Below are 25,726 nucleotides of genomic sequence, written 5' to 3'. Positions count from 1 at the left end.
CGCATGCGCCGCCCGCCACGGGCCCGAGGATGCACGGGCGGGTACGGGCGCGCCGGCGCCTCGCGGTCTCACTCGGCAGCAAAGGCGTCCTGTGCCTTGCACGGCCTTAACCGACGGCAAAGGCGTCCTGGGCGTTGCGCGGCCTTAACCGGCAGCAAAGGCGTCCTGTGGCTTGCGCGCCCTTAACCGGCAGCAAAGGCGTCCTGTACGTTGCACGCCCTTAACCGGCAGCAAAGGCGTCCTGGGCCTTGCGCGCCCTTAACCGGCAGCAAAGGCGTCCTGGGCGTTGCGCGTCCTTAACCGGCAGCAAAGGCGTCCTGTACGTTGCACGCCCTTAACCGGCAGCAAAGGCCTCAGGGGCGTTGCGCGGCCTGAACCGACGGCAAAGGCCTCCTGCGCCCTGCGCAGCCTTAACCGACGACCGGCCGGGCCTGGAATCCCAGTTGCCGCAGGGTATCCGCGCCGGCGTCGTCGTCGGTCTCTACGCAGAGCGACGACCACTCCCGACGCTGATAATAGTGTTTACGCAAGCGATCAAACTCGCCCGGCAGACCGGCCGCGCGACGCAACTGCATATCATCACGCCGCACATCATAGACCAGATGCGCCAACAGGCGCAGCGCTTCTTCGTCAATGGCGCCGCGCAGACGGATACGCTCCACCGCCGGCGGCGGCAACAGCGCCGCCAGGCTCGCGCGCGCGTCGCTGCCAACGAAGGCGCTGTAGGCATCGAAGACCTGCGTCGTGCCGCGCGCCTTGCCCTCCAGCGTATAGCCGGCGATATGAGCGGTACCGATATCAACGCGGGCCAGTAGCGGCAGCGACAACGCCGGCTCCGGCTCCCAGACGTCCAGCACCACACCCAGAGGCTTACCCTGCTCCAGCGCGTGCAGCAGAGCGGCGTTATCCACAACCGCGCCGCGGCAGGCATTAATGATAATACGGCCGGCCGGCAGCGCCGCCAGCAGCGTCTCGTCGACCAGATGCCAGGTCGCATGCCGGCCGGCGCGGGTGAGCGGCGTGTGGAAAGTCAGCACATCCGCCTCAGCCACTAGCTTTTCCAGCGGCTGCCAGTCGCCCGGCGCCCCCGCTTCCGCCAGCGGCGGATCGCACAACAGGGTACGCACGCCGAACGCATTCAGCCGCCGCTGTAAACGGCCGCCGACGTTACCGGCGCCGACAATGCCGACGGTCTTATCGCGCAAGGCGAAACCATCGCGCTGGGCCAGCCACAGCAGCGCGGAAAAAACATACTCCACTACCGCAATCGCATTGCAGCCCGGGGCCGCGGAAAAACCAATTCCCGCCTGCGCCAGCCAATCCTCATCCACATGATCGGTGCCGGCGGTGGCGGTACCGACGAACGCGACCCGGCTGCCGTCGAGCAGGGCGCCGTCGACGCGGGTCACCGAACGCACCATTAGCGCGTCGGCCTGCGCCAGCGCCGGCGCGGGAATAGCCCTGCCCGCTACCGCCTGTACGTCGCCCAAGCGACCGAACAACGCCTCGGCGTAGGGCATATTCTCATCCACCAGGATTTTCACATCAGGCTCCGGCAGAACCCTGCCATCAAACGTTAAAGGGGGAATATTCTGCCACCGAATGCACAAGAATCCCAACCCTATCACGCTTCATTTTGCCATTGCCGCCGGCGCAACCCGCTAAGCTTGCGGGGGCACGGTCTAATGATGCCAGTCCGGCAGAAAATGCCATCTCGGCGCCAGAGGCTACCGCTGCCGGCGGGGGCTTGCTATGATCAGCCCCCAACAGCCGCGCGCGTTCGCGCCGCCGCGTCGGATTTTCACCGTCTGCCATCCCGAGAGGACATGTACTATGCAACCAGTTACCGGTCCCGGTACGCCGCCACGGGGTCAGACGCCGCCGCCAACCGGCCCGGATCAGCCGTTGACCACCGCCCAGCGCACCACGCTTGAGCGGCTGATTACCCGCATCTTGGCCCTGAGTCCCAGTAAACCCGCGGAAATTTGGGCCGCGCTGTTCCATCATCTGCACATTGCCGGCGACGGCGAGTTACGGGTGCGGCATTTCATCGCCGCCGAACAGATGCTACAGGGGCGATTGTTGACGGCGCAGGAGACGCTCGCCGGTCGACAGCTGTTGCAGCAGCTAACCGATCTGTTGCCCCAGGGCAATAATCGGCAGGCGGTCAGTGACTATATTCGCAGCCAGTTCGGCCACACCGTATTAAGCCAACTGGACGCCGGCCAACTGCGTCAGGTGCTGCAATTACTGCAAAGCGGGCAATTGGATATTCCAGCGCCGCAGCAGGCCGCCATGACCGATCGCACCCTGCTGCCGGCGGAACACCAGGCCATCAGTCAGCTCATTACAAGGCTGGCGGCGTTGACCGGCGAAACGCCGACCGAGCTTTGGGAAAGTCTGCACCGCATGATGGGGCTGAAATCCGGCGATCCGATTCCCGCCCGCCATTTCCCGCTGTTAAGCCAGTTTTTACAAAGCCATCTTACGCTGTCGCAGCAGGGGCATCCCACGCTGGCGACGCTCACGGCGGTGCTCAAGCACCCCATTCACGGCGAGGAGCAGCAGGCGGTGGAACAATACTGCCGGCAACATTTCGCCGCCGACAGCCAGACGCCCTTAACCAGCGCCCAGGTCAACGCGGTGATGCAGTATCTGTTTATTTATCGCCTGAGCCGCACCCAAAGCCAGCACCAAACCCCCGATGTCCGGCTGCTCCAGCCGGTGACCCATCCGCTCATCGCGACGGAACACGAGCCGCGGCCCGTCCGCGCGGCGCGTTCGCCGCTGGTGATCGGGGTGTTCGTCGCCGTGGTGCTGCTGGTTGTCTGGCTGCTGGCCCGCTCATAGCCGGGCGCGGTGCGACAGGATAGGCGCGGGGAAAGATTGACTGATGAGCGCGGCTGAGAGGGTTACTGCGCGGGGCGCAACGCGCGCCGGCCTGCGGCGAGCCGACGCGGGCGACAACGCCTTTTTGCTGCGGCAAACGCGGTTTTGCGCGGTTAGCACCGCGCGCCGAAGCGCCAGAGCGGCGCGCGGGAGGCCGTTACCCTGGTAGGCCGGCGCGCCGTTGACGCGCGCGCCCAGGTGCCGGTCAAAGGCCGGAGTCGCCGCTGTCCAGCCATCGCTGCCGGGCGAAAAGCAGCGTTACGACAACGCCCACCAGCGCGCATAGCATGGCGGCGCCAAATACCGAGGCGTAACCGAAGGCGGTCGCCAGCATGCCGGTTAGCGGTCCGGTCAGGGCATAGGCGACATCCTGAAACGCGCTGTAGCCGCCTACCGCCGTCGCATGCGCCTGCGCCGGTACTCGTTTCACCACTTCCACCCCCATGGCGGGGAATATCAATGAGCATCCGGCGCCGGTCAAGCCCGCCCCCAGCAGCGCCAAACCGGGATCGGTCGCCAGCCACAGCAGCGCGAGGCCGAGCGCCTCCACCGCCAGCGAGATGAGCGTCAGCCGTACGCCGCCTAAGCGATCCGGCCAATGGCTGCCCCAAAAGCGCAGGGCGACGAAAGCAATACCGAAGGCGCTGAAAGCGAAACCGGCATGATCCCAATGCCGCAGATTGAAATACAGTGAAACGAAGGTCCCGATGGCGGCAAAACCCACCCCCTGCAGCGCCAGCGCCATCCCCGGCAGCCAAATCAATCTGAGCACCGCTTTGAGGGACGGCCGATTGCCGGGATGCGGTCGAATCGACGCAACGCGGGCATTGCAGGCCAGGGCCAGCAGCGGCAATAGCAGCGTCGTTAACCCGAGAGTAATAAAACCACCGGAGCGGTGATAGAGCAGCAGACCGACCGGCGCACCCACCGCCAGCGAGCCATAAATTGCGGCGCCGTTCCACGACATGACCTTACCCGCCCGCGCCTGCCCCAGTAAACCGAACCCCCAGCTTAGGGTGCCGGTCAGCAATTGGCTCTCACCAAAACCCAGCATCACGCGCCCTATCAGCAGCAGCCCGTAGCGCGGATAAACCGGCAACGGCAGCAGGGCGGAAAGCAGATAGAACACGCCGGCCAGTCCGCATGCCGCCATCCCCTGTAGCGCCGATCGCTTGGCGCCGAACTGGTCGGCGAGCCTGCCGGCGTAACTGCGGGTCAGTACCGTGGCCAGGAACTGAACACCGACCGCGACGCCCACCAGGGTATTACTGAGCCCCAGCTCGTCATGGACGTAAAGCGGGATAACCGGTAGCGGCAACGCCACGGTCAAATAACACAGAAACACCGCGCTACACAGCGAGAACAGCGTCTTATTCGCCGGAATGGTGCCCAATGTAGTCGGTTCAGCGTGCATAGTGCGGGCTTGCTCCTGACAATTAACGGCATAGAGAGCATAAAAAAACCAACGCCCTTTCCCTGCCGAGGCCGTCACGGTAGAGAGGGAAGCGTTGGTTAGCGTGAAGGCTTACGCCGGTGTGCGGCAAAAGGGCCGCGAAGGCCGCTATCCCACGGCGCGTCCGCATCCGACGCGGCTCAGCGGTATTTCCGCATCACCAGCGTGGCGTTGGTGCCGCCGAAACCAAAGCTGTTGCTCATCACGGTAGTCAAGGTGCGCTGGGTCGGCTCGGTGATGACATTCATCCCTTCCGCCTGCGGATCGAGTTCGTCAATATTGATGCTCGGGGCGATGAAACCATGCTCCAACATCAGCAGCGTAAAGATCGTCTCATGCACCCCTGCTGCGCCCAGCGAGTGGCCGGTCATCGCTTTGGTGGAGGAGAACGCCGGATGCTGGCTGCCGAAGGTTTCGCGAATCGCCCACAGCTCTTTCACGTCGCCGACCGGGGTGGAGGTGCCGTGCACGTTAAGATAATCCACCGGCGTATCTACCTCTTTCAGCGCCATCTGCATACAACGGATGGCGCCTTCGCCGGACGGCGCTACCATGTCCGCGCCGTCGGAGGTCGCGCCATAACCGATGATTTCGGCATAGATATGGGCGCCGCGGGCCAGGGCGTGCTCCAGCTCTTCCACGACCACGATACCGCCGCCGCCGGCGATAACAAAGCCGTCGCGATTAACGTCATAGGTGCGCGACGCTTTCTGCGGCGTTTCGTTGTAGCGGGTGGACAACGCCCCCATGGCATCGAATTCACAGGCCATTTCCCAGCACAGCTCTTCACCGCCGCCGGCGAAGACCACATCTTGTTTGCCGAGCTGGATCATTTCCACCGCATTGCCGATACAGTGCGCGGAGGTCGAACAGGCGGAACTGATGGAATAATTGACGCCGCGGATTTTAAAAGGCGTCGCCAGACACGCCGATACGCCGGAGGCCATGGCTTTGGTGACCATATAGGGCCCCACGCCGCGCAAACCGCGGGCGCGCATGCCGTCGGATCCGGCAACCTGATTGCGCGGTGAGCCGCCGCCGGAGCCCACGATAAGGCCGGTACGATCGTTGGAGACCATGTCGGGGGTTAGGCCGGAATCGGCAATCGCCTGCTCCATGGACAGGAAGGCGTAGACAGAGGCATCACTCATAAAGCGCGCCATTTTGCGATCAATCAGCCCGGTAGTATCGAGTTTGACATTGCCCCAGACATGGCTACGCATGCCGGAATCTTTCAATTCCTGGGAAAAGGTAATCCCGGAGCGGCCTTGTTGCAACGAGGCCAGGACTTCTTTTTGGTCGTTACCGATACTTGATAAGATCCCCAGGCCGGTAATCACAGCACGTTTCATTTAATACCTCTTGTAATAATATTTGAGTTTCAGTCACGCACTTTAGCTTACAGATGTAAGCTGAACAAGTCCGATCAGCGGATGTTAGCAAAATTTGCACCGGAAAGCCCGCGTGGTTAGAATCGTGCCACTTTCCCTGCCGTGAGCCTGCTGCCGTGAACCGCCACGCTATTGTACCCGCCGTCGTGCGCTGGAACGAACAGGGTACACCTGTATCCCAAAAATTTGATGACGTTTACTTTTCCAATCAGGATGGTCTGGCGGAAACGCGCCATGTTTTTCTCAACGGAAACGGCTTGCCCGCCCGCTTTAGCCATCATCCGCGCCCGGTTTTCAGGGTGGCGGAAACCGGGTTCGGCACCGGCCTCAATTTTCTGGCGTTATGGCATGCTTTTGACCAACATTGCCGGCAACAGCTAATAACGGGCGCGCGGCGCCTGCACTTCATCAGCTTTGAGAAATTCCCCCTCGCTCCTGAGGATTTGCGCAGCGCGCTTGAGCCCTGGGAAGAACTGGCGCCGCTGGCGCGCGAACTGCAAACCCTCTGGCCGCAGCCGCTGGCCGGCTATCATCGCCTGGAGCTGGCGCAAGGCCGAGTGATTCTCGATATCGGCTTCGGCGATGTAAACGCGCTGATCCCGACGCTGGATCCCAGCCTTAACGGTGGCGTCGACGCCTGGTTTCTCGATGGCTTCGCGCCGGCGAAAAACCCCGACATGTGGCAGGAAACGCTGTTTGCCGCCATGGCCCGGTTAGCGGCGCCGACCGGCAGTTTCGCTACCTTTACCGCCGCCGGCTTTGTTCGCCGCGGGCTTCAGCAGGCCGGATTCGCCGTGACGAAGGTTAACGGGTTCGGCCGTAAGCGGGAGATGCTTACCGGCACGCGCCTGCCGCGTCCCGTCCCCGGCGCGGCGCCCTGGTACGCCCGTCCCGCGGCCGCGGTTCCTGACGATGTAGCGATTATCGGCGGCGGTATCGCCAGCGCGCTTACCGCGCTGGCGATACAACGGCGCGGCGCCCGCGTCACGCTCTATTGCGCCGACGGTCAACCGGCGCAAGGCGCGTCCGGCAATCGTCAGGGCGCACTCTATCCGCTGCTCAATCACCGGTATGATGCCTTGGCCCAATTTTACGCCACCGCCTTTCCCTATGCGCTGCGCTGCTATCAACAGCTGGCGGCGCAAGGCCTGGTCTTTGAACATCATTGGTGCGGTGTCACCCAGCTGGCCTGGGACGAGAAAAGCGCCGCCAAAATTGCCCAGATCCTTGGCGCCGGCTGGCCAACCACCTTGGTGCGGCCGGTGGCGCGTAAGGACATGGCCGCTCTGGTCGGGGTAGAAACCGGCCGGGACGGCCTAATGTATCCGGCGGGAGGCTGGCTCAATCCGGCGCAGTTGACCGCCGGCGCGCTACAGCTTGCCGCGCGCCAGGGGCTGCAAACACACTACCGCAGGCCGGTCAACGGCCTAAGCGCCGACGGCAGCGGCGGCTGGAGGCTGAGGTTCGCCGACGGAGTCGAAGCGCGCCACGCCACGGTCGTGTTGGCCAACGGACAGGGGATGAGCGCACTGGCCCCTACCGCGTTGCTGCCGCTTTATGCGGCGCGCGGTCAAGTGAGTCATATACCGGCAACGGCGCCGCTGGCGGCGCTGCGCCAGGTCCTGTGTTTTGATGGTTATCTCACGCCGCAAAGCCCCGGCAACGCAAGCCATTGCTTGGGGGCCAGCTATCAACGCGGCGACGCCGGTACGGATTACCGTGAAAGCGAACAGCAGCAAAATCTGCAACGATTGCGGGATTGCCTGCCGGAGGCGCCTTGGCTGGACGCGGTGGATATCAGCGGCCAGCAGGCGCGTTGCGGCGTTCGCAGCGCGGTCCGCGACCATTTGCCGTTAGTGGGCAACGTGCCGGATTTCGAGGCGACCTTGCGCGCCTACGCTAACCTGGCGCAGCAGCCACCGGACCGTGCGCCGCTGCCGGCGGCCCCGGGGTATGCCAATTTATTCATGCTGGGGGGATTGGGTTCCCGCGGCCTGTGCAGCGCGCCGCTGGCGGCGGAAATCGTGGCGGCCCAGATATTCGGCGAGCCCTTGCCGGTTAACCGCACCGTGGCACAGGCCTTGAATCCCAACCGTTTCTGGATACGCAAATTATTGAAGGGGAGAGAGATCGTCCAGCGGCGGCCTACCTCCCCGCGCGCAGAGGACTCATAAGCGGGTGAAGCAGGCGCTGGGCGCAAGGAGGGCTACATTCACCCTCTCCTACTGAACAGCCGTTGTTGTAAGCCGCTGCGCGGGACGGCTGAACCTTGGACGTCCGCTACCGCCGCTGATTGCCGCGCGAAACCGCGCTACTGCCCCACCGCCGTCCATCGGCGTCCTGCGCGACGTGAAACCGCGCTACTCCCCCGCCGCCGTCCATGGGCGCCCCGCGCGGCGCGAAACCGCGCTACTGCTCCACTGCCGTCCATCGGCGCCCCGCGCGACGCGTAACCGCGCTACTGCCCCATCGACGTCCATCGGCGTCCTGCGCGGCGCGAAACCGCGCTACTGCTCCACCGCCGTCCCATGCGACGCGAAACCGGGGGCGGGTCAGCGTCACGGTGGCGCGACTCAGCCCGCGGCGCGCTGATAGAGCGTTTGCCACATGGTTTTGACCAAAATCTGATCCGGCGGCGACAGCTCCCCTTTACTGATGGCGCGCTCAAGACTTTCCTGCACTCGGCTATGCAGCGCCTCCAGGGTATGCTCGCCGTTCTGTTCGGTTTCCGCGACCGCCAGCGTCAGATGACCGCGCAGATAGCCGCCGGCGAACAGTTCATCGTCACTGGCATGCTCGACCATTTCATCGATCTGCGCCAGAATGCGCGCTTCAAAATCCGCGATCATACTCATCCTCTTGATGATGTTGTAATGCTATTCGTTTAGCTCTGATGGCAAAGGGAACTGCTGTTGCGCCAGCGGCGGCGTTTGATAATAGCGATGCAGCGCCTGTATAAACGCCGCCGGGCGTGGCCCTACCCCGTTTTCCAGATTCAACATGACCTGCGCATGCACCTGCCGCTGGAATAAAATGCGATCAGGCTCACAATCTCCATTGAGATTATCGCAGCTGACATGAAAGGGGAAGCCGGCGGCGATGCAAAACATCCACTCCAGCGCCTGCGGTTTGATTTCGGCGCGTTCAAACTGCGCCTGCGTGTCGGCATCGCGCCCGTCGGGGCAATACCAGTAGCCGAAATCGACCAAAAGCCGGCGGCGAGCGCCCGCGATACACCAGTGGGCGATTTCGTGCAGCGCGCTGGCATAATAGCCGTGGGCGAAGATAATGCGATGATAGGGCGCCGCCTCGTCGGCTGGCAAATAGAGGGGCTCTTCGTCGCCTTTAATTAACCGCGTATTCAACGTGTCGGCAAAACAGCCGTCGAAGGCGTCAATCAACTGTTGATAATGATGGGTTTGTACGGACATGCTTTACCTTTACAGCCACACGGTCAGCCAGTGCGCAATAGCGGCGCCGTGATTGTCATAAATCAGTTTGATACTCATCAACAGCGACACCGCCACGATCATCGGCCGGATCAGCTGCTGCCCTCTCGCCAGCACCATGCGGGCGCCAAGCCGTGCGCCCAGAATTTGTCCCGCCAGCATCACCAGACCGACCGCCCATATCACTTTGCCCGAAAGGACAAACAGCATCAGACCGCCGAAATTGGAGGTAAAATTCAGCACCTTGGCATGTGCGGTGGCGGTGGCGAGGTTATAGCCGCTTAGCATAACAAAAGCCAGAGCGTAAAATGAGCCGGCGCCGGGCCCAAAAAAGCCATCGTAAAACCCCACGCAGCCGCCGGCCGCCAGGGCGAAGGGCCAGCCGGATAACCGGCGTTGCCGATCTTCGGCGCCGATACGCGGCATCAGCAGGAAATAGAGACCTATCGCTATCACCAGCAGCGGCAGCAGTTGGCGCAGCAAATCGGCGCGCACATGTTGAATAAGAACGGCGCCCGCCGCCGCTCCCAGCAGAGTCATGGCGATATTGCGTTTCTGATCGGCGAGCTTCACCGTCCCGCGACGCACAAAATACAGGCTGGCGGAGAAGCTGCCGCCCACGCTTTGTAATTTATTGGTCGCCAGCGCCTGCGTTGGGGGCAGCCCCGCGGCCAGCAGCGCCGGGATGGTGATAAGCCCGCCGCCGCCGGCCAGCGTATCGATAAACCCGGCCAGTACCGCGACCAAAAACAGCCCCGCCAGCAGCCAGGGCGAAACCACGAACCAATCCATACTCAATTCCCTAATGACGGTAGCGCGGGGCCATCACTGGCCCCGGCGACGCTGGCGCGGCGGCCTACTTTTCAGGGCAATACCCGATGTTGGTCGAGCAGCGCCTGACAGGCGGCAGGCAGCGGCGGCGGCGTTTTTTTCACCGGTGCGCCGGTGCCGGGTTTGGCCGGCAGAAACCAGCTCTCCAGTTCGGCGCCGCAACCGTCGCCCGGCGGCGGTGCCGGCTGATCGACGCAGTCGCGGCTGCCCGGCGGACAGCGCAGCCGAACGTGCATATGGGCCCGGTGACCGAACCAGGGCCGGACCTTGCGCAGCCAGTCGCGATCGCTGCCCGCATCCAGGCACAGCTGCTTTTTAATGGCCGGATTGACAAAAATACGGGTGACCTGGTCATCCTCCGCCGCCAGTTTAATCAGCGCGGCGGTTTGCGGCTGCCACAGGCGCGGCACTACGCCGCGGCCGTTGGCCGACACCAGATCCAGCGGCTGGGGTTTCAGCAGTTGGGAGGCGCTCCAGCGCTGACGCGGCGTCTGTAGCCAGATATCCGCATCCAGTCCCGACTGGTGGCTGGCGTGCCCGCTGCTGAACCGGCCGCCGGCCGGCATCGCCATATCACCGACCAGCACCTCTCCCAGCCCCAAATGTTTCACCTGATTACTCAGGCGCTGGATGAACAACAGCAGATCCGGATGGCCGAAGTAGCGCCGCTGATCCGGCCGTAACACCTGATAATTCCCCGCCTCCAGCGGCAACGGCTGGGCGCCGATAATACAGCCGTTGGCGAAGCTGCCGATGGCGCTGGGCGCGCCGGCGATGGGATGCTCGATTTTTTGCCACGGCGTCTGCGCGGCGCCCGCGCCGAATGCCGCCAGCGCCAGCCAGACCGGGATTAGCCTACGCATCATGGTCACCATATCGGCGCCGCCGCAACAACGTCCGCGCACTGCGCACGCTGGCGCAACAGATGATCCATCAACACGATCGCCATCATGGCCTCGGCGATCGGCACCGCGCGAATGCCGACGCAGGGATCGTGACGACCGCGGGTCACCATTTCCACCGCCTCGCCGCTGCGGTTCACCGTCCGACCGGGCACCGTGATACTGGAGGTGGGCTTCAGGGCGAGATGAGCGATAACCGGCTGGCCGCTGCTGATGCCGCCAAGAATGCCGCCGGCGTGATTGCTTTGAAAACCTTCGGGGGTAATCTCGTCGCGGTTTTCGCTGCCGCGCTTGCCGATGACCGCGAAGCCATCGCCTATCTCGACCCCTTTCACCGCGTTAATGCTCATCAGCGCGTGGGCCAGATCGGCATCAAGGCGATCGAACACCGGCTCACCCAGGCCGGCGGGCAAATTCTCTGCTACGACCGTAACCTTGGCGCCAATGGAATCCCCGGCTTTTTTCAAATCGCGCATCAGCGCATCGAGCGCCTCCAGACGGTCGACATCCGGGCAGAAGAAGGGATTTTGTTCCACCTGAGCCCAATCTTTGAGATCGCAGCGAATAGCGCCCATTTGCGCCAGAAAACCGCGCACCTGCACGCCGCAGTGTTGCGCTAGATATTTCTTGGCGATGGCGCCGGCGGCGACGCGCATCGCCGTTTCCCGCGCCGATGAACGACCGCCGCCGCGATAATCCCGCAGGCCATACTTCTGTTCGTAGCTGTAATCGGCGTGGCCTGGACGGTAGAGATCTTTGATAGCGCTGTAATCCTGCGAGCGCTGATCGGTATTCTCAATAAGCAGCCCGATGCTGGTGCCGGTAGTGACACCCTCGAATACGCCGGAGAGGATCTTCACGCGGTCCGGCTCGCGCCGCTGCGTGGTATAGCGCGACGTGCCGGGCCGCCGGCGGTCGAGATCGCGCTGCAGATCCTCCTCGCTAAGCGGGATACCCGGCGGTACGCCGTCGACGATCCCGCCCAGGGCCGGCCCGTGGGATTCGCCGAAGGTGGTAACGCGGAAAAATTGTCCAATACTGTTCCCTGCCATCGGGACTCCTTACCAATTCCTGATATATAAAACAGACACGCCACGGCCGCACGCGAGTTCTGCGGCCGGGCCAGGGGTTTTAATCACGGTACAGCTTGAAAAGTTCGCCGCAGGCGATCAACTGTTGCCGCGTCAACATGAATACACCGTCGCCACCTTGGGCGAACTCCAGCCAGCGGAACGGCACCTGCGGGTATTGCGCCATCAAATGCACCATGCTGTTGCCCACTTCGCAAATCAACACGCCATTCTCGGCAAGATAATCGGGCGCACAGGCCAGAATACGCCGCACCAGCTTGAGGCCATCGCTGCCGGCGGCCAGGCCCAGCACCGGTTCAGCATGAAACTCCGCCGGCAAATCGTTCATATCCTCTTCATCCACATAGGGAGGATTGGTCACGATCACGTCATAGGCCAGCGGCGGTAAGTCACGGAATAAATCAGAGCGAATCGGGGTGACCTGATGCTCAACGCCGTGCGCCTGGATATTTTGCTCCGCCACCACCAATACGCCGGGGGCAATATCCACCGCGTCCACCTCCGCCTCGGGGTAGGCGTAGGCGCAGGCGATGGCAATGCAACCGCTACCGGTACACATATCAAGGATATGCGCCGGGGGATGGGGCAACAGATCGCGAAAGCGATCGGTAATCAGTTCGCCAATGGGCGAACGCGGGATCAGCACGCGATCGTCAACATAAAATTCCAGTCCGCAGAACCAGGCCTTGTTGGTCAAGTACGGCACGGGTATGCGCTCATTGACCCGGCGGATCACCCGCTCAACCACGCGGGCACGCTCGCTGGAGGTCAGGCGCGCGCCGTGCATCTCCGGCGGCAGATCCAGCGGCAGGAACAAACTGGGCAACACCAGCTGTAACGCTTCATCCCAGGGATTGTCGGTACCGTGGCCGTAATAGAGCTGCGCGGCGTTAAACCGGCTGACCGTCCAGCGCAGCATATCCTGTATGGTATGCATCTCCGCTACCGCTTCATCCACAAAAATTTTGTCCAATCTGCCCTCCGCGGCCTTCACTTTCTTCAACAAGCGCTAGTGTGCCATGAAGTGACGGACAAAGCAGCAGCCAGTAAGCCTTGGAGGGAAACGGCGCCACTTTTTTCGCCGTCAACGGTAAGGAAAGGGTAAACTGAGATAAATGCTAGGCGCAGAGCGAAACAATGAAGAAACGATTTACACTGGCGGAGGATGATCTGCTGCTGTTCAGGCAGACGGTGGTAGGCGCCAAGCCGCTGCCCCAGGACCGGGTAAGACCGCCCCCGCCGCGGCGCGCGAAATCCGCCCTGCCCCCGCGACGATTGATTCAGGAGCAGGTGGACGCCAGTTTTTACTTTTCCGATGAATTCCAGCCGCTGCTTCAGGAAGAGGGGCCGCCGCGCTATGTCCGCCCGGACGTGAGCCCCTATGAGGTGAAAAAGCTGCGGCGCGGTGACTATACGCCGGAGCTGTTTTTGGATCTGCACGGGCTCACGCAGGCGGAGGCAAAACAGGAACTGGGCGCGCTTATCGCCGCCTGCCGGCGAGAACATGTGTATTGCGCCTGCGTCATGCATGGACACGGCAAACATATTTTGAAGCAACAGACGCCCCTCTGGCTGGCGCAACATCCTGATATAAAAGGTTTTCATCAGGCGCCGAAGGAATTTGGCGGCAGCGCGGCGCTATTGATTCTGGTGGAGCTGGCGTCCTAAAAGATGAGGGTTGCGATAGCGAAGCCACCCGGTGCGAGGTTCGGGCGCTAGCGTTTGCGCCCGTAGTCGATCGGGGGTCAGTTAACGCATTGCCGGTCGTTTTCCCAAATCACGGGTCCTTTCCAAATCGACACATCCCCTTTTGTGAGAAGTAATTCGCCATGGCGCTTCACTATCCGATCTTTTATCAACCTGTCTGCTTCGACATCCTGGTTTAAATAGTAAAACACCTCCCCCGTGGCGCAGAACCAACTTGGGCGCGACAGCCAATGTCGAGGAACAAAGTTGTCGCCATTCATGGCAAGTTCACCGGCGTTTACCCGATTATCAATCGCATTCAGCGGTAATATCCCCCAAAAGTCTGCGCTATAAATTTGATAGATATTATTCTGGCGCATCAACGTGAGAATTTCACGATTGAAATCGCGATTGCGATGGAACGTGATATGAATGCTGAGACTAAGGTGTTTATTGCTGACTACGGGATACCAGCACGATGTCAAGAGAGCAACAATGATTGTTATGATCGCCAGCGTGCTTTTGGTTTTGATAATGCGGGATAATTGTTCATAAAGCCACAGGAATAACGTTATTTTGAGCAGCGACATAGCCCATTGCACGTGGCGGGGGGAGTCAGGATTCAGGCTTGCCACCGCGAATAAACCGATGACAATACCTATCGCTGCGAGAATAAAGAAAAAGTCCAGCAAACTAGGCTCATTATCATTAACGGCGGCTAGCTTTACCCTCACTCTTTCCGTAGCCCTTACGATGCCATAAATAAATGCGGCCACGTAACAGAGTAGTATTCCGATGCTTAGGATATACAGCAGGAAACCCACGCTGACTATCTTCATCCCTGCAAAAACATCCGTGGCCATTGTTGAGCTAAGCAGGACAATCACGAGTTGTGATAGGTTAGCCATGACAGCGGGCAAATTATACAACGTTAACGACTGCAAATAATTTACTTCGAGGGGGCCGGTGTGTCTAAGCAATAGCGCGTTGCCAACAAAACCGACGATGATGCCCGCTAATGATAACGCCGAAGGATAAATGCTTCTGCGGACACCGAAACAAATGAATAACACCACAATCAGTGGCAGTGCCACCAATGCACCTCTAATGGGTGCTTCTAAAGCCATCAGCGCTATGGGCAAAAAACTCAAAATCAAATAGCGTCGGCACGGGCGCTGCGATGCTTGAAACGCCATAATCGCCGCGACAAGCGCTAATACAATATTTGCCAAATGCGATTGTTGCCCTAATACCATATCCAGATCGTTGTAACCCAACGGGATGAACAACGCCACAGCGAGCGCCAGCGCTTTAGAACGACGCGGGAACACCGAGGAGAGAGCGAGGTAAGTAATAACAAACCAAAAGGCAATACTGAGCGCAGAGCCGACGATATAAGCTTTATAGCCAGACATCCCCAGCAGCATGACAAGCGCGATGAAATAACTAGAACGGAGGAAAATAATCTGATTGCCATAGGAAAAATCCTTCGGCAGCAGGCTATGTTTTTCTACGATAGCGCGCGCAAGCACCTGCATAGCCGCGGAGTCGCCATGAAAATAGATAGGATAGATGTAATGCTGATGGATAAATCCGATAGCAAACCCAATCAACAAAACGGCGATGAGCATGGCAAGCTTACCGTTCAGTAATTGTGTCTTCGGTGCTGTGGAAGAATTAAGATTACTCATTACGGGTCGTCTTCTATTTAGCATTATTATTTAAAGTATTATACGTTACCTGGAGAGCATCAGCCGCCTGCGCTGCTTCACTGTCCTTGGTAGTAACTTCAGAGTTTATTTCTTCTTCTACGAAGAAAAGCGGCCTGTTTTTGACTTCAGTGTATATTTTGCCGATGTATTCCCCCACCACACCGAGACAAAGTAACTGCACGCCGCCGAAAAACAAAATAGCAAGCGATATCGATGTCCATCCCTCAACCGTATTGCCGATTATTTTTTGACAGAGGGTATAGATAATCATCAACGCTGACAGCAGGCAGATGATAAAGCCGGTGTGGAAGATAATGCGCAAGGGATAGATGGAAGAAGACGTGATCCCTCTAACCGCCAAAGAGATCATCTTGGTCAGAGGATAATGCGTATCGCCAGCCACGCGCACCGCACGTGAATAAAAGACCTTTTCACTTTTAAATCCAACCAACGGCACCATGCCACGCAGATAAATATTTTTCTCTTTTAATGTCAGTAATGCTTTTAATGCACGCCGGCTGAGAAGTCTGAAATCGGCATGATCTTGAATCTGCTCAACCCCCATCGCGGCCATGACCCGATAAAACAGGGTAGCGGAGGTTCGCTTAAACCAACTGTCGCTGTCTCGTCGCGAACGCACGCCGTAGACGACTTCATTGCCTTTTAGATAGCAGTCAATCATTTGTTCGATACACTGGGTATCGTCTTGCAGATCTGCGTCGATACTGATGATAACATCCGCGTTGGCCAGGTTAAGGCCCGCCAATAATGCGGCCTGATGGCCATAATTTCTCGATAACTTTAAGCCGTGCACGGCTTTATTTTCTGCCGCCGCGCTGCAAATCAATTGCCATGTACTGTCTCGACTACCGTCGTCAACAAATAACAGGTGGCTACCCTGTTGGATCTTATTGCTGCGTTGTAAACCCGTCACCACTTCCATCAAGGAGTGTAAACAAAAGGGAAAGGCCGCTTCTTCATTATAACAAGGCACGACAATTGCTAACAAAGGTGGAGTGCTAAGATTCATCTCATAGCCCATAATTTAGATAATAAAAAACTTGTTATGGTATAGGATGCCATACCGGCAATTTGGCTTGAATAAATCAAACTCGAATTACTATGCACGACTAACCAGATAACGCCGACATTAACAAGATAGGCGGCTAAACACGTGACTAAAAATTTGCCTAGACGGCGAAAAGAAAGGGAGGTTGAGAAGGTAAAGAGACAATTAAAAATGAAACTGCAAACTATACCAACCGCATAACCGATGAAATTAGCCAGGTAAATGTTGGTACCAACATGAATAAGGGTGAAAATAACCGCCGCTGTCAGCGCGGTATTGAGTAACCCGACCAAACAAAATTTTACCGTTTGTGTGAGCGAATTATCTGGAATACGGGATAATAAACGGAACGGTCCGCAGCGCTTGATTGCCTGAATTTTCAGTTTATCCCCCTGAAACCCCTGTTTTCCCGCTTGTCAAAAATGTCATCTCTTCTTCGCAACTTTGACAATGAGAAACCATTATAATTAATTTAATCTGTAAATACACACAAAATTTGCACGCTCTTTACGATTGTATTAATCATTGTTAACGATATGATTTATATACTTTTTATTTAACTTTCCTGTTATAAATGAGAATATGTACAGATATCGTTTCGCTCAAGTGAGTCGTCCCCCTCATCTCCTTCCTAGACCGCACGGTACCGACGGCCTGCCCCTGACCACGGCGGTGATGGCACCCGCGGATTCACCGCGCAAACCGCGCTTTATCGCGAATACGGTTGCTCAAAAACGCGTTCGGGGTGAGCTTTGTGGGGGGACGGTTTGAGGGTTAATGCTTCTTAAAAAGATGAACGAAGACGCACCGGCAGGGGGGGGGGGCAAGTCTGGCGCACAAAATACGGTAAGCGGTAAGAAAAGGGCGGTCTGTCCCGCCTAGATAAGACTTCTGCTGCCGATCCTGACGCTGACGACGGGCCTGTTAACCCGCGTCGGGGAAGATAACGGCCGCAGAAAGCGGCTATCTCAGCCAAAACGCCACTCGGTCTTGCACCGGCGCGACAGGACGGTAAACCGATAAGCAGAGCGCGGCAAACCCGTTCGAGGTAAGCCTAGTGATAGCATTGTCGATTAGCGGCGTCAGCGTCCGAAAACGTCGCGGCGACGCGTCTAGCAGGGGGAAAGGTCATAATCCACTTCTCAGGGACAACCTCCGCCGCGCCCGCACGCCCTGTGTTCAGACTTTCGACAGCAGTTGCGTTGGCCCTACTTGCCAGCACAGCTTGCCGCTGCCGCTGACGGCGTCCAGATCCACGCCCGCCACGGCGGAAGTGGCGAACATCGGCGGCTGCTCCTCGGGGCATAAATCCGCCACCAGATATCCCACCAACGGCAAATGGGAGATGACCAGCACCCGGTTCAGCCCTTCATTCGCCAGCGCCTGCAAATAGCAGCATACCAGTCCGGCATCCCCGCCCGGCGTCAGCTCCGGCAACACTTCATGTCCATCCGGCAACACCAGATATGCCTGCAGGGTATCGAGCGTCTGCCTAGCGCGCAAATAGGGACTGACCAACACCCGATCGATATCCGCCACTTGGCCGCTAAGCCAGCGCGCCATCAGGCCGGATTCGTCACGGCCCCGATCGGTCAGGGGTCTTTCCGCATCGCTGGCGGCCTCGGAAACAGCATCGCCATGCCGCATAATTAGAACTTGCATAATGCACCGTTGTTGTTGGGGAAAAACGCGCCCGGTCGGCTGGGGAATGCCCACAGCCTGCCACTGACGCACGGGTCGTGCCGCCATCCACCCGCGGTGGCGGTATAACGACCGTGCCAGATGAGCAGTCTCATCTGACCAAAACGCTGTTTTTTACATCAACTCCACCCCGGGAGTCAATATCACGCGCAGGGTCATTCGCACGCGAGCCGCGATTTCGGGGTGAAAACGCGCCGCGCCTTTACGATGACTATCAGGCTATGACAACACTTTAGCCGAATGGTGCATAAACACCGTGGGAATATTCTCAACGCGGAACAAAAACGGTTCCCCGCCGCGCCGTAAGCGTTCAGCCGCGGGGTTCGACGCGGGCGTTAACGCAGACCCAGTTGGAAAATCAGCGTTTCCGCCTGACAGCAAAAAGTAAAATCCGCGTCCAGCACGAAACCGTCGTCCTGCGGTTCAATCCTAGCATCGATTTGGCAAGGATCGGATTCCACCGCGCGGGCTTTTTCCGTCAGCGTGGCCAACATCGATTCCGCCTGCTGGCGAACCGCAAACTCGCGGCTAAAGCTCGCCTTACAATCTTCATTATCAATGATGGTGCCAACGTCAACACAGCAGCAGGCTGCCGTTTCATTTGCGCTGCATTTGTTCAGTGAATTAGCCATTGTGTTCTCCTTGCCCGGCGATCCGGGGTGGCGCTAGTCATCAATCTTACTCATTATAGGGAACAATTATACGCCCCTTGCGCCAGGGTTAACAGCCGATCCGGCGGACAATAGGGCCGTCAAAGACGCGTTTTTATCGCCCGAGGTAAACGGAAATCGCTCGCTATTTCCAGCGCGTTACCGATGTAGCAAGCGCGTAAACGGAACGTCATACCCTGCGCACCGCGCTAACATCACCGCCCCCGGCGGGTCGTCACCCCGTCAGTCGGCCCGGCCCTCGTTCACGCGCCCTCCCCGGCCGGCGCGCGGTCCCCCCTGCCGTCCGGGCGTTAGCCCATCGACCACGGGGGGCAGCTCCATTTATTGGGCATCTATCGAGTTAAGATCGCCTTGGATCGCGGCGGCGTTCGGGTTTTCCTGCGGCGTCAACACGCCGTCGCTGGCCAGGAAATCATGGCGCTGGAAATAGGCGGCGCGCACCATGGCGTAAGGATCCTGCGAATTGCGCAGCAGGCCGTCCGAATCCAGCAGTTGGGCGCGGGTTTCCAGGCCTTCCAACGCCCATTTGCCGGCGGACATCCACCAGGTCAGGTAGCTCAACAGCGGGTAGAGATCATCCACCAGCCCGCCGACGTCCTCACGGGGCGTGAAACTGCCGTAGCCGGGCAACTGCACATACGGGCCGTAACCGACGCCATAATGACCCAGCGTACTGCCGAAGCGCCGAGGCTCCTCTTTGGCCAGTTTTGGGTTCGCCATAGAGGCCACATCGATTAAGCCCCCCATGCCAAGCAGGGTATTAAGGAAAAAGCGGTTGAAATGCACCATCGCTTTGTAGGGCTTGCCCTCGACAAAGTAGTTGACCATGGTGGCGGGCTCTTCCAGGTTGGTGAAAAAATTGCTCAACCCGTTACGCGCCGGCTTCGGCACATAATCCCGCCAGGCCACCGCCGCCGGGCGCACCACGTAGGGATCCAGCACGTTATAGTTGAAATTAAACATGCTGCGGTTGAAACCCTCCAGAGGATCCGACCGGCCTTGGTCGTCCTGATTTTGATGAGTAGCGCACCCCAGAAGCAGGACGCTGGCAAACGCCACACCTGACAGGCGGAAATTCATTATAAAACTCCGTTGTATTTTCTTATGCCATCGCTAGGGAAGCTGCTGGTCTATCTCAACCGCTACCCGGCCGTTACCGTTAAATGGCTGCGTCGTACTTTCGCCGAACCAGTCACCGCGTTGCGGTTGTGCGGTGCCGTCGCGCGCCAGTCGGACCCGTACTTTTACCTGCCGCTGGGCGGAAAGCAAACGTTCGGGGATCATGGCATTGCTATCGTCGAGCGATAACGATAACGGAAAGCGACTCATCGGCAAAGGTTTTACCGCTACAGGTATTGGACTTTGTCCATCGCTGACGGAAATAAATAGCGTCCCGCTGGGGGGCAACGCGGCCGCGGCGGCCGGCGATAGGGTAACGACAACCCTCAAAGCGCCCTGCTCCAGCCCGCCCTGCGCCTTGGCCTGCTCAATGTGCTGCCGGAGGGCGTCAGCGCGAGGGTCGGCGGCCGGCAGGCGCCCCAGCACCTCGCGCCACAGCGCGATCGCTTGGGCATCATGGCCTTGCTGATATTCATTCAGCGCCAGTAAATCCAGCGCCTGTAGGTTATGCGGTTGTTTAGCGGTAATCTCACGCAGCAGCCGATTGCCCGCGCCGTTGTCCCCCGGATCAGCGGAACGGGTCAGCACCGAGGCGTAATCCAGCGCGATGGCATCATCCCCCGGCGCCAGGCGCCAGGCCTTAGCGAACGCCTGGGTCGCCATATCGGCGTTATTGAGCACCACGCCGAGACGGCCGAGGATCAGCCAGTTCTGTTTGTTCGCCGGATGCTGTTGCAGCTCGGCGCGCAGACCGACGGCGAAACGGCTAAGCGCCTCGGCACTTAAGGGTGGCCCTTGGGTAGTTAAGACCCGCGCGCGCAGCGCCGGAAATTCGTTTACCGTCTGCCGCCAGCGTAGTACCTGACTCGCACCGCCGGTCAGGCCATGCAGCCCCAGCGCCACCGCCAACAGCACCACCACCCCCGGGATAAGCACCCAACGCGGCAGCGGGGACCGCGGCGGCGGCGCCGCCGCCGGAATATCCGTTAGCAGCGCACGCTGCAAATCCTCGATGTGTCGCGCCCGTTCGCTCACCACCCCCTCGCGCTCGTCGTGGGCCAGCTCGTGGAGCCGGCGCTGATAGAAGCGCTTGTTGAGTTGATCGCGGCTAACGGTTTCGGTTTCACCGCGATAGCGCAGCGCCGGTAGCACGAAAAGCGCGCAGGCCAGCAGCAATAGCAGGACGGCCAGAAGAAGGAAAGCTATCATGGCGCATCCCTATCGGCAGGCGGAATTAATCGCGCCAAACGCTGCCGTTGCGCCGACGACAGCGCGCTGATGGCGGGCTTGCGGCGGGCGGCCGAAGCGATGACTATCGTCGCCCCTCCCGCCACAAACAGCAACGGCACCAGCCACAGCAAGAGCGTAAGCGGATTTAGCGGCGGCGTATAGGTGACGAAACGGCCGTAGCGCGCCACCATATAGTCGATGATTTGTTGCTTACTCTGGCCTTGCAGCATCAAGTGATAAACTTTATCGCGCATATCGCCGGCGATGACGGCATTTGAATCGGCGATGCTGGTATTCTGGCATTTCGGACAGCGTAATTCGCCTATCAACTCGCGGTACTGCTGTTCTTGCGCCACGCTGCTAAATTGATGAATATCAACCGCCGCCGCAGCGTAAGCGCTCAGCAGCAGGCCGCCCAACACCGCCAAAATTGCTGCGCGCATCATTCTTTTCCCCCGCCATACTGGCGGTAGAGCGGCGCAACCTCCTGCCGCCAGACCCGGTCGTTCATATCGCCGGCGTGACGATAGCGCACAATCCCCTGCCCATCGATAAGAAAGGTTTCTGGCGCGCCATACACCCCAAGATCCAGACCAAGCATTCCGTCGCCGTCGATCACGTTTAGGGTGTAGGGGTTGCCGAGCGTGTTCAGCCAGGCCAAGGCCTGCGGGCGACTGTCTTTGTAATTGATGCCGAGGATCCGCACGCCCCGCGCGGCGAGGCCGTTAAGAAATTGATGCTCGGCGCGACAGGTGGGACACCAGGTGGCCCAGACATTAAGCAGCCAGGGACGCCCGTCGCGCAGCAGCGCTTGATCGTAGGTTTTACTCGGGTTTGCCAAAGACGCCAGGGTCATGGCCGGTAGCGGTTTTCCTATCAACGCCGACTCCAGGCGCGTGGGATCGTCGCCGTGGGCGCTGCGCGTCAGCTGCACGGTGAAAGCGAGCGTCAACAGCAAAAACAGCGCTAAAGGCACAAACAGCAGCTTGCGGCTCATACGGGCGCCCCGCTTCCCGTCAGACGGGCCTTTTTACCCGCCCGATAGCGCGGGTCCAACAAACAGCAAATACCGCCGGCGACCATAAATAATCCGCCCAGCCAAATCCAGCGCACGAACGGCTTGTAATAGAGGCGCACGGCCCAGGCCCCGCCGTCAAGCTCCTCGCCCAACGCCGCATACAGATCGCGGGTGATGCCGCCGCTTATCGCCGCTTCGGTCATCACGGCGCGCGCGACGGTATAAAAGCGTTTCTCTGCCTGTAGCGTCCCTTCCGGCCGACCGCGGCGGCTGACGTCAATGACCGCCGCGGCACCGGTATAATTCGGCCCGCGCAGCGTCTCCAACCGGCGGAAAACGAACTGATAATCGCGGATAGTCGCGCTGTCGCCGGGACGCATACGCACATCGCGCTCCACGCTGTAATTCTGGCTGAAGGCGATGCCGATTACCGTCACCGCCACGCCCAGATGGCCGAGCACCATGCCCCAATGGCTGCGGGTCAAATGCCTGAGACCGCGCCAGAAACCGTGCCGATGGGTGGCGCGCTCGTGCAGCTCCAGCAGCGTCAGGATAATCACCCAGAGCGACATCATCAGTCCCACCACCGTCATACCGCGGATATCGTCCTCTAGCGCCCAAGGCAGCAGGATGGACAATATCAGGGTGGCAACCATCGCCAGCAGCAGACGTTTAAGCAGCTTTCGCGCCTCATCGCGCCGCCAGCGCACCAGCGGGCCAATCCCGAGCAGGAGCGCCATCGGCGCCATAAGCCAGGTAAACAACCTGTTGAAAAAGGGTTCGCCGATAGAGATACTGCCCATGCCCAGCTCTTTATGCACCAGCGGCAGCAGCGTGCCGAGCAGCACCACCAGCATGGCGGCCATTAGCAAAATATTATTGCCCAGCAAGAAGGTCTCGCGTGAAAACACATCGTTTTGCGCGCGGCTGCGAACCTGCCCCCCTTTGATGGCGTACAGCAGCAGTGAACCGCCGATGACCAACACCAAAAAGGCCAGAATCACCATCCCGCGCGCCGGGTCCGACGCGAAAGCATGCACTGAGACCAACACCCCGGATCGCACCAGGAACGTCCCCAGTAAGCATAAAGAGAAGGCGGCAATGGCCAGCAGTACCGTCCAGGCTTTAAACGTCCCGCGCTTTTCGGTGACCGCCAGCGAGTGCAACAGGGCGGTACCGGTCAACCAGGGCATCAGCGAGGCATTCTCCACCGGATCCCAAAACCACCAGCCGCCCCAGCCGAGTTCATAATAGGCCCAGGCGGAGCCGAGTACGATGCCGATGGTGAGGAAAATCCATGCCGCCAGCGTCCAGGGGCGCGACCAGCGCGCCCAGGCCGTGTCTAAACGGCCGGCAATCAATGACGCGATGGCAAAGGCAAACGCCACTGAAAACCCCACGTAGCCCATATAGAGTAAAGGTGGATGGAAAATCAGACCGATGTCCTGCAATACGGGATTAAGGTCGTGCCCATCAATGGGAAAATCCGGCAGCGTACGGCGAAACGGGTTAGAAGTCAGCAGAATAAAGGCGAGAAAACCGCAGGCGATCATCCCCATTACCGCCAGCACCCGCGCAACGGCTTCCGCCGGCATGTTGCGGCTAAACCGCGCCACCGCCAGCATCCAGACGCTCAGCAATAGCACCCACAACAGCAGCGAACCCTCATGCGCGCCCCAGGTGGCGGCGATACGGTAGTAAAGGGGCAGGCTGCTGTTCGAGTTGTTCACCACATAGGCGACGGTAAAATCGTTAACGATGAACGCCTGAACCAGACAGACAAAGGCGCCGGCGAGGGAAAGAAACACGCCGTAGGTCAAAGGCCGCGCCACCGCCATCATGCGCGCATCCTGTCGGCTGGCGCCCCACAGAGGATAGATGCTTAGCAGCAGCGCCAGGCCGGTGCCGAGGCACAGGAGAAAATTGCCGAGTTCCGGGATCATGGCTGCTCCCCGCTCTGCGCCGGCGATCGAAGGGGGGCGCCGCTGGCGTCCCTCGCGGCGGGCGGCGCGGCCGCCGTCAACAGCGCCGCCGGCCGACGGGCCGGGGACATGGCGCTGGCCACTTCCGGCGGGGTATATTTTTCATCATGTTTCGCCAGCACTTCCCGGGCCTCCACCCTATTCCCCGGCGCCAGGATGCCCTGCGCCACTACCCCCTGCCCTTCACGAAATAGATCGGGCAAAATACCGACATAGCTGACCGCCACGGCGCCGGCGGCATCATAAATTTTGAAGGTCACCTGCAAGGTTTGCGGATCGCGTTTTACGCTGCCGGGCATGACCATACCGCCGATACGCAAGCGCTGGCCGACGTGAGGTAACTGGTGATCTTCCCCTTTACCGCCGAGAATTTCGCTAGGCGTATAAAACAGATCAATATTGGCGCGCAGCGCGTACAGCGTAAGAGCCAGCGTCACCGCCGCTCCGAAAACGACCACCATCGCCAGATAGAGGCGGCTTTTACGACGTGGGTTCACTGAACTTTCTCCGGGGGGATCGCCGGCGTAGCGCGCAGGGCGCCCTGTCGCCTCCGTTCGGCGCGCGCCTGCTGCCGACGGATGGCGCGCAGCAGTTGGCGGCGCGCCACCAGGGTATGTCCCAGCAACGCCGCCAGCGATAGCAGCGTGACGGCGACCGCTAGCCAAACGTAAAAGGCGTAGCCGCCCATCACCAGAAAGGCCGGCCAGGAAGAAAATGCCGCGTTCATCGCCTACGCTCCTTATGCGCCAGCGCGATGGCCCAAGGACGTTTACGCTCCTGGAATAAAATCAGCGTGCGTAAACGCATCAGCGTCACGGTAATGAACAGCAACAGATAGCCGACAATGGCCCAACGCAGCGGCGTTCGCATGCTGGGATCAATGGTTTGCTGCATGTCGGTGGAGCCCTGATGCAGGGTATTCCACCACTGCACCGAAAAATGAATGATGGGAATATTGACGACCCCGACCAGGATCAGGATGCCGGCGGCGCGGCCGGCGGTACGGCGATCGTCGAAGGCGTGATACAACGCCATCACGCCCAAATACAAAAACAGCAGCACCAACTCCGAGGTAAGGCGCGCATCCCATACCCACCAGGCCCCCCACATGGGTTTGCCCCAGGCGGATCCCGTTACCAGCGCGATAAAGGTAAACACCGCCCCCACCGGCGCCATTGCCGCCGCCGCCAAATCGGCCATTTTCATTTGCCATACCAGACCGATAAAGGCGGCTATCGCCATAGCGACATATATGCCCATCGATCCCATCGCGGCCGGCACGTGCAAATACATAATACGCACGCTGTCACCCTGCTGATAATCTGGCGGCGCAAAGCCAAAGCCCCAGACCCAGCCAAGCAGCAACGTGATGGCCGCGGCAAGGGCAAGCCCGGGCAGACACCACCCGCAAATTTGGTATAGCCGTTCCGGTTTGGCCCACTGATGAAGCACTTTCCACATGATAATTATTGCTCACAATTAACAAGGCAAACCCCTTGTCCGGGGTATCGGCATAATAAGGTGACTTGCAA

General features: G+C 59.7%; 25 protein-coding genes. 3 read left to right on the top strand and 22 right to left on the bottom strand.

All coding sequences use genetic code 11. The features are described 5' to 3' along the window. Nucleotides 1–410: 410 nt before the first annotated feature. Nucleotides 411–1,544, bottom strand: coding sequence for a 4-phosphoerythronate dehydrogenase PdxB (gene pdxB, locus SANT_RS06615; RefSeq protein WP_025421508.1), 1,134 nt, complete (start codon nucleotides 1,542–1,544; stop codon nucleotides 411–413). A gap of 289 nt (nucleotides 1,545–1,833) precedes the next feature. On the opposite strand from pdxB, the gene flk reads away from it, so the two are divergent. Beyond that, nucleotides 1,834–2,850 (top strand): flagella biosynthesis regulator Flk, encoded by a 1,017-nt coding sequence (flk, locus tag SANT_RS06610; RefSeq protein WP_025421507.1) that lies wholly within the window; start codon nucleotides 1,834–1,836, stop codon nucleotides 2,848–2,850. 244 nt (nucleotides 2,851–3,094) lie between these two features. Here flk and SANT_RS06605 read toward each other — a convergent pair whose 3' ends face one another. Together SANT_RS06605 and fabB are read right to left on the bottom strand one after the other, a co-directional pair. Then, nucleotides 3,095–4,303, bottom strand: coding sequence for an MFS transporter (locus SANT_RS06605; RefSeq protein WP_025421506.1), 1,209 nt, complete (start codon nucleotides 4,301–4,303; stop codon nucleotides 3,095–3,097). A 179-nt stretch (nucleotides 4,304–4,482) separates the two neighbouring features. Further along, entirely contained in the window at nucleotides 4,483–5,694 is a 1,212-nt protein-coding gene (fabB, locus tag SANT_RS06600) for a beta-ketoacyl-ACP synthase I (protein ID WP_025421505.1), read from the bottom strand. 155 nt (nucleotides 5,695–5,849) lie between these two features. On the opposite strand from fabB, the gene mnmC reads away from it, so the two are divergent. Further along, nucleotides 5,850–7,907 carry a bifunctional tRNA (5-methylaminomethyl-2-thiouridine)(34)-methyltransferase MnmD/FAD-dependent 5-carboxymethylaminomethyl-2-thiouridine(34) oxidoreductase MnmC gene (gene mnmC, locus SANT_RS06595; RefSeq protein ID WP_025421504.1) on the top strand — a complete coding sequence of 686 codons (2,058 nt, stop codon included), beginning with the start codon at nucleotides 5,850–5,852 and terminating at the stop codon, nucleotides 7,905–7,907. Nucleotides 7,908–8,306: 399 nt separating this feature from the next. Here the strand turns inward: mnmC and SANT_RS06590 are convergent, their stop codons facing one another. From SANT_RS06590 to prmB, 6 genes are all read right to left on the bottom strand, one after another. Further along, nucleotides 8,307–8,582, bottom strand: a complete 276-nt coding sequence (locus SANT_RS06590; RefSeq protein WP_025246033.1) for a YfcL family protein — start codon at nucleotides 8,580–8,582, stop codon at nucleotides 8,307–8,309. A 27-nt stretch (nucleotides 8,583–8,609) separates the two neighbouring features. Beyond that, entirely contained in the window at nucleotides 8,610–9,164 is a 555-nt protein-coding gene (locus tag SANT_RS06585) for an elongation factor P hydroxylase (protein WP_025421503.1), read from the bottom strand. Nucleotides 9,165–9,173: 9 nt separating this feature from the next. Further along, nucleotides 9,174–9,974 (bottom strand): sulfite exporter TauE/SafE family protein, encoded by an 801-nt coding sequence (locus tag SANT_RS06580; protein ID WP_025421502.1) that lies wholly within the window; start codon nucleotides 9,972–9,974, stop codon nucleotides 9,174–9,176. 71 nt (nucleotides 9,975–10,045) lie between these two features. Then, entirely contained in the window at nucleotides 10,046–10,876 is an 831-nt protein-coding gene (mepA, locus tag SANT_RS06575) for a penicillin-insensitive murein endopeptidase (protein WP_025421501.1), read from the bottom strand. Between the two features lie 5 nt (nucleotides 10,877–10,881). Continuing rightward, nucleotides 10,882–11,967 carry a chorismate synthase gene (gene aroC, locus SANT_RS06570; protein WP_025421500.1) on the bottom strand — a complete coding sequence of 362 codons (1,086 nt, stop codon included), beginning with the start codon at nucleotides 11,965–11,967 and terminating at the stop codon, nucleotides 10,882–10,884. A 79-nt stretch (nucleotides 11,968–12,046) separates the two neighbouring features. After that, nucleotides 12,047–12,979 (bottom strand): 50S ribosomal protein L3 N(5)-glutamine methyltransferase, encoded by a 933-nt coding sequence (gene prmB / locus SANT_RS06565; protein WP_025421499.1) that lies wholly within the window; start codon nucleotides 12,977–12,979, stop codon nucleotides 12,047–12,049. A 164-nt stretch (nucleotides 12,980–13,143) separates the two neighbouring features. On the opposite strand from prmB, the gene smrB reads away from it, so the two are divergent. Beyond that, nucleotides 13,144–13,674 carry an endonuclease SmrB gene (smrB, locus tag SANT_RS06560; RefSeq protein WP_025421498.1) on the top strand — a complete coding sequence of 177 codons (531 nt, stop codon included), beginning with the start codon at nucleotides 13,144–13,146 and terminating at the stop codon, nucleotides 13,672–13,674. Between the two features lie 77 nt (nucleotides 13,675–13,751). Here smrB and SANT_RS06555 read toward each other — a convergent pair whose 3' ends face one another. The 13 genes from SANT_RS06555 to SANT_RS06495 all read right to left on the bottom strand — a co-directional run bounded on the left by SANT_RS06555 (nucleotide 13,752) and on the right by SANT_RS06495 (nucleotide 25,655). Further along, nucleotides 13,752–15,383: a hypothetical protein gene (locus SANT_RS06555; protein ID WP_148296247.1), complete on the bottom strand. Its 1,632-nt coding sequence runs from the start codon at nucleotides 15,381–15,383 to the stop codon at nucleotides 13,752–13,754. Between the two features lie 13 nt (nucleotides 15,384–15,396). Then, nucleotides 15,397–16,446 carry a glycosyltransferase family 2 protein gene (locus SANT_RS06550; RefSeq protein WP_025421496.1) on the bottom strand — a complete coding sequence of 350 codons (1,050 nt, stop codon included), beginning with the start codon at nucleotides 16,444–16,446 and terminating at the stop codon, nucleotides 15,397–15,399. Further along, nucleotides 16,431–16,766 (bottom strand): GtrA family protein, encoded by a 336-nt coding sequence (locus SANT_RS06545; RefSeq protein ID WP_237234660.1) that lies wholly within the window; start codon nucleotides 16,764–16,766, stop codon nucleotides 16,431–16,433. Before SANT_RS06545 ends, SANT_RS06550 begins: the two co-directional genes overlap by 16 nt. 886 nt (nucleotides 16,767–17,652) lie before the next feature. Beyond that, the gene (gene sixA / locus SANT_RS06540; protein WP_025421494.1) at nucleotides 17,653–18,135 is read right to left on the bottom strand and encodes a phosphohistidine phosphatase SixA; all 483 of its coding nucleotides are present in this window, start codon (nucleotides 18,133–18,135) and stop codon (nucleotides 17,653–17,655) included. A gap of 374 nt (nucleotides 18,136–18,509) precedes the next feature. Continuing rightward, entirely contained in the window at nucleotides 18,510–18,806 is a 297-nt protein-coding gene (locus SANT_RS06535) for a YfcZ/YiiS family protein (RefSeq protein ID WP_081730425.1), read from the bottom strand. A 360-nt stretch (nucleotides 18,807–19,166) separates the two neighbouring features. Next, nucleotides 19,167–19,925, bottom strand: a complete 759-nt coding sequence (mlaA, locus tag SANT_RS06530) for a phospholipid-binding lipoprotein MlaA (protein ID WP_025421492.1) — start codon at nucleotides 19,923–19,925, stop codon at nucleotides 19,167–19,169. A gap of 33 nt (nucleotides 19,926–19,958) precedes the next feature. Next, on the bottom strand, nucleotides 19,959–21,170 hold the full coding sequence (gene ccmI, locus SANT_RS06525; protein WP_025421491.1) for a c-type cytochrome biogenesis protein CcmI: 1,212 nt from the start codon (nucleotides 21,168–21,170) through the stop codon (nucleotides 19,959–19,961). Then, nucleotides 21,170–21,640, bottom strand: coding sequence for a cytochrome c-type biogenesis protein (locus SANT_RS06520; RefSeq protein ID WP_081730424.1), 471 nt, complete (start codon nucleotides 21,638–21,640; stop codon nucleotides 21,170–21,172). The genes ccmI and SANT_RS06520 overlap by 1 nt, the downstream gene beginning before the upstream one ends. Next, nucleotides 21,637–22,191 (bottom strand): DsbE family thiol:disulfide interchange protein, encoded by a 555-nt coding sequence (locus tag SANT_RS06515; protein WP_025421489.1) that lies wholly within the window; start codon nucleotides 22,189–22,191, stop codon nucleotides 21,637–21,639. Before SANT_RS06515 ends, SANT_RS06520 begins: the two co-directional genes overlap by 4 nt. Continuing rightward, on the bottom strand, nucleotides 22,188–24,155 hold the full coding sequence (locus tag SANT_RS06510; protein WP_025421488.1) for a heme lyase CcmF/NrfE family subunit: 1,968 nt from the start codon (nucleotides 24,153–24,155) through the stop codon (nucleotides 22,188–22,190). Before SANT_RS06510 ends, SANT_RS06515 begins: the two co-directional genes overlap by 4 nt. Next, nucleotides 24,152–24,691, bottom strand: a complete 540-nt coding sequence (gene ccmE / locus SANT_RS06505; protein WP_025421487.1) for a cytochrome c maturation protein CcmE — start codon at nucleotides 24,689–24,691, stop codon at nucleotides 24,152–24,154. The genes SANT_RS06510 and ccmE overlap by 4 nt, the downstream gene beginning before the upstream one ends. Next, nucleotides 24,688–24,921 (bottom strand): heme exporter protein CcmD, encoded by a 234-nt coding sequence (gene ccmD, locus SANT_RS06500; RefSeq protein WP_025421486.1) that lies wholly within the window; start codon nucleotides 24,919–24,921, stop codon nucleotides 24,688–24,690. Before ccmD ends, ccmE begins: the two co-directional genes overlap by 4 nt. After that, nucleotides 24,918–25,655, bottom strand: a complete 738-nt coding sequence (locus tag SANT_RS06495) for a heme ABC transporter permease (protein WP_025421485.1) — start codon at nucleotides 25,653–25,655, stop codon at nucleotides 24,918–24,920. Before SANT_RS06495 ends, ccmD begins: the two co-directional genes overlap by 4 nt. Between the last annotated feature and the right edge of the window lie 71 nt (nucleotides 25,656–25,726).

The sequence above is a fragment of the Sodalis praecaptivus genome (assembly GCF_000517425.1).
Lineage (GTDB): Bacteria > Pseudomonadota > Gammaproteobacteria > Enterobacterales > Enterobacteriaceae > Sodalis_A > Sodalis_A praecaptivus.
This window is presented reverse-complemented; position numbering and strand designations above follow the sequence as displayed.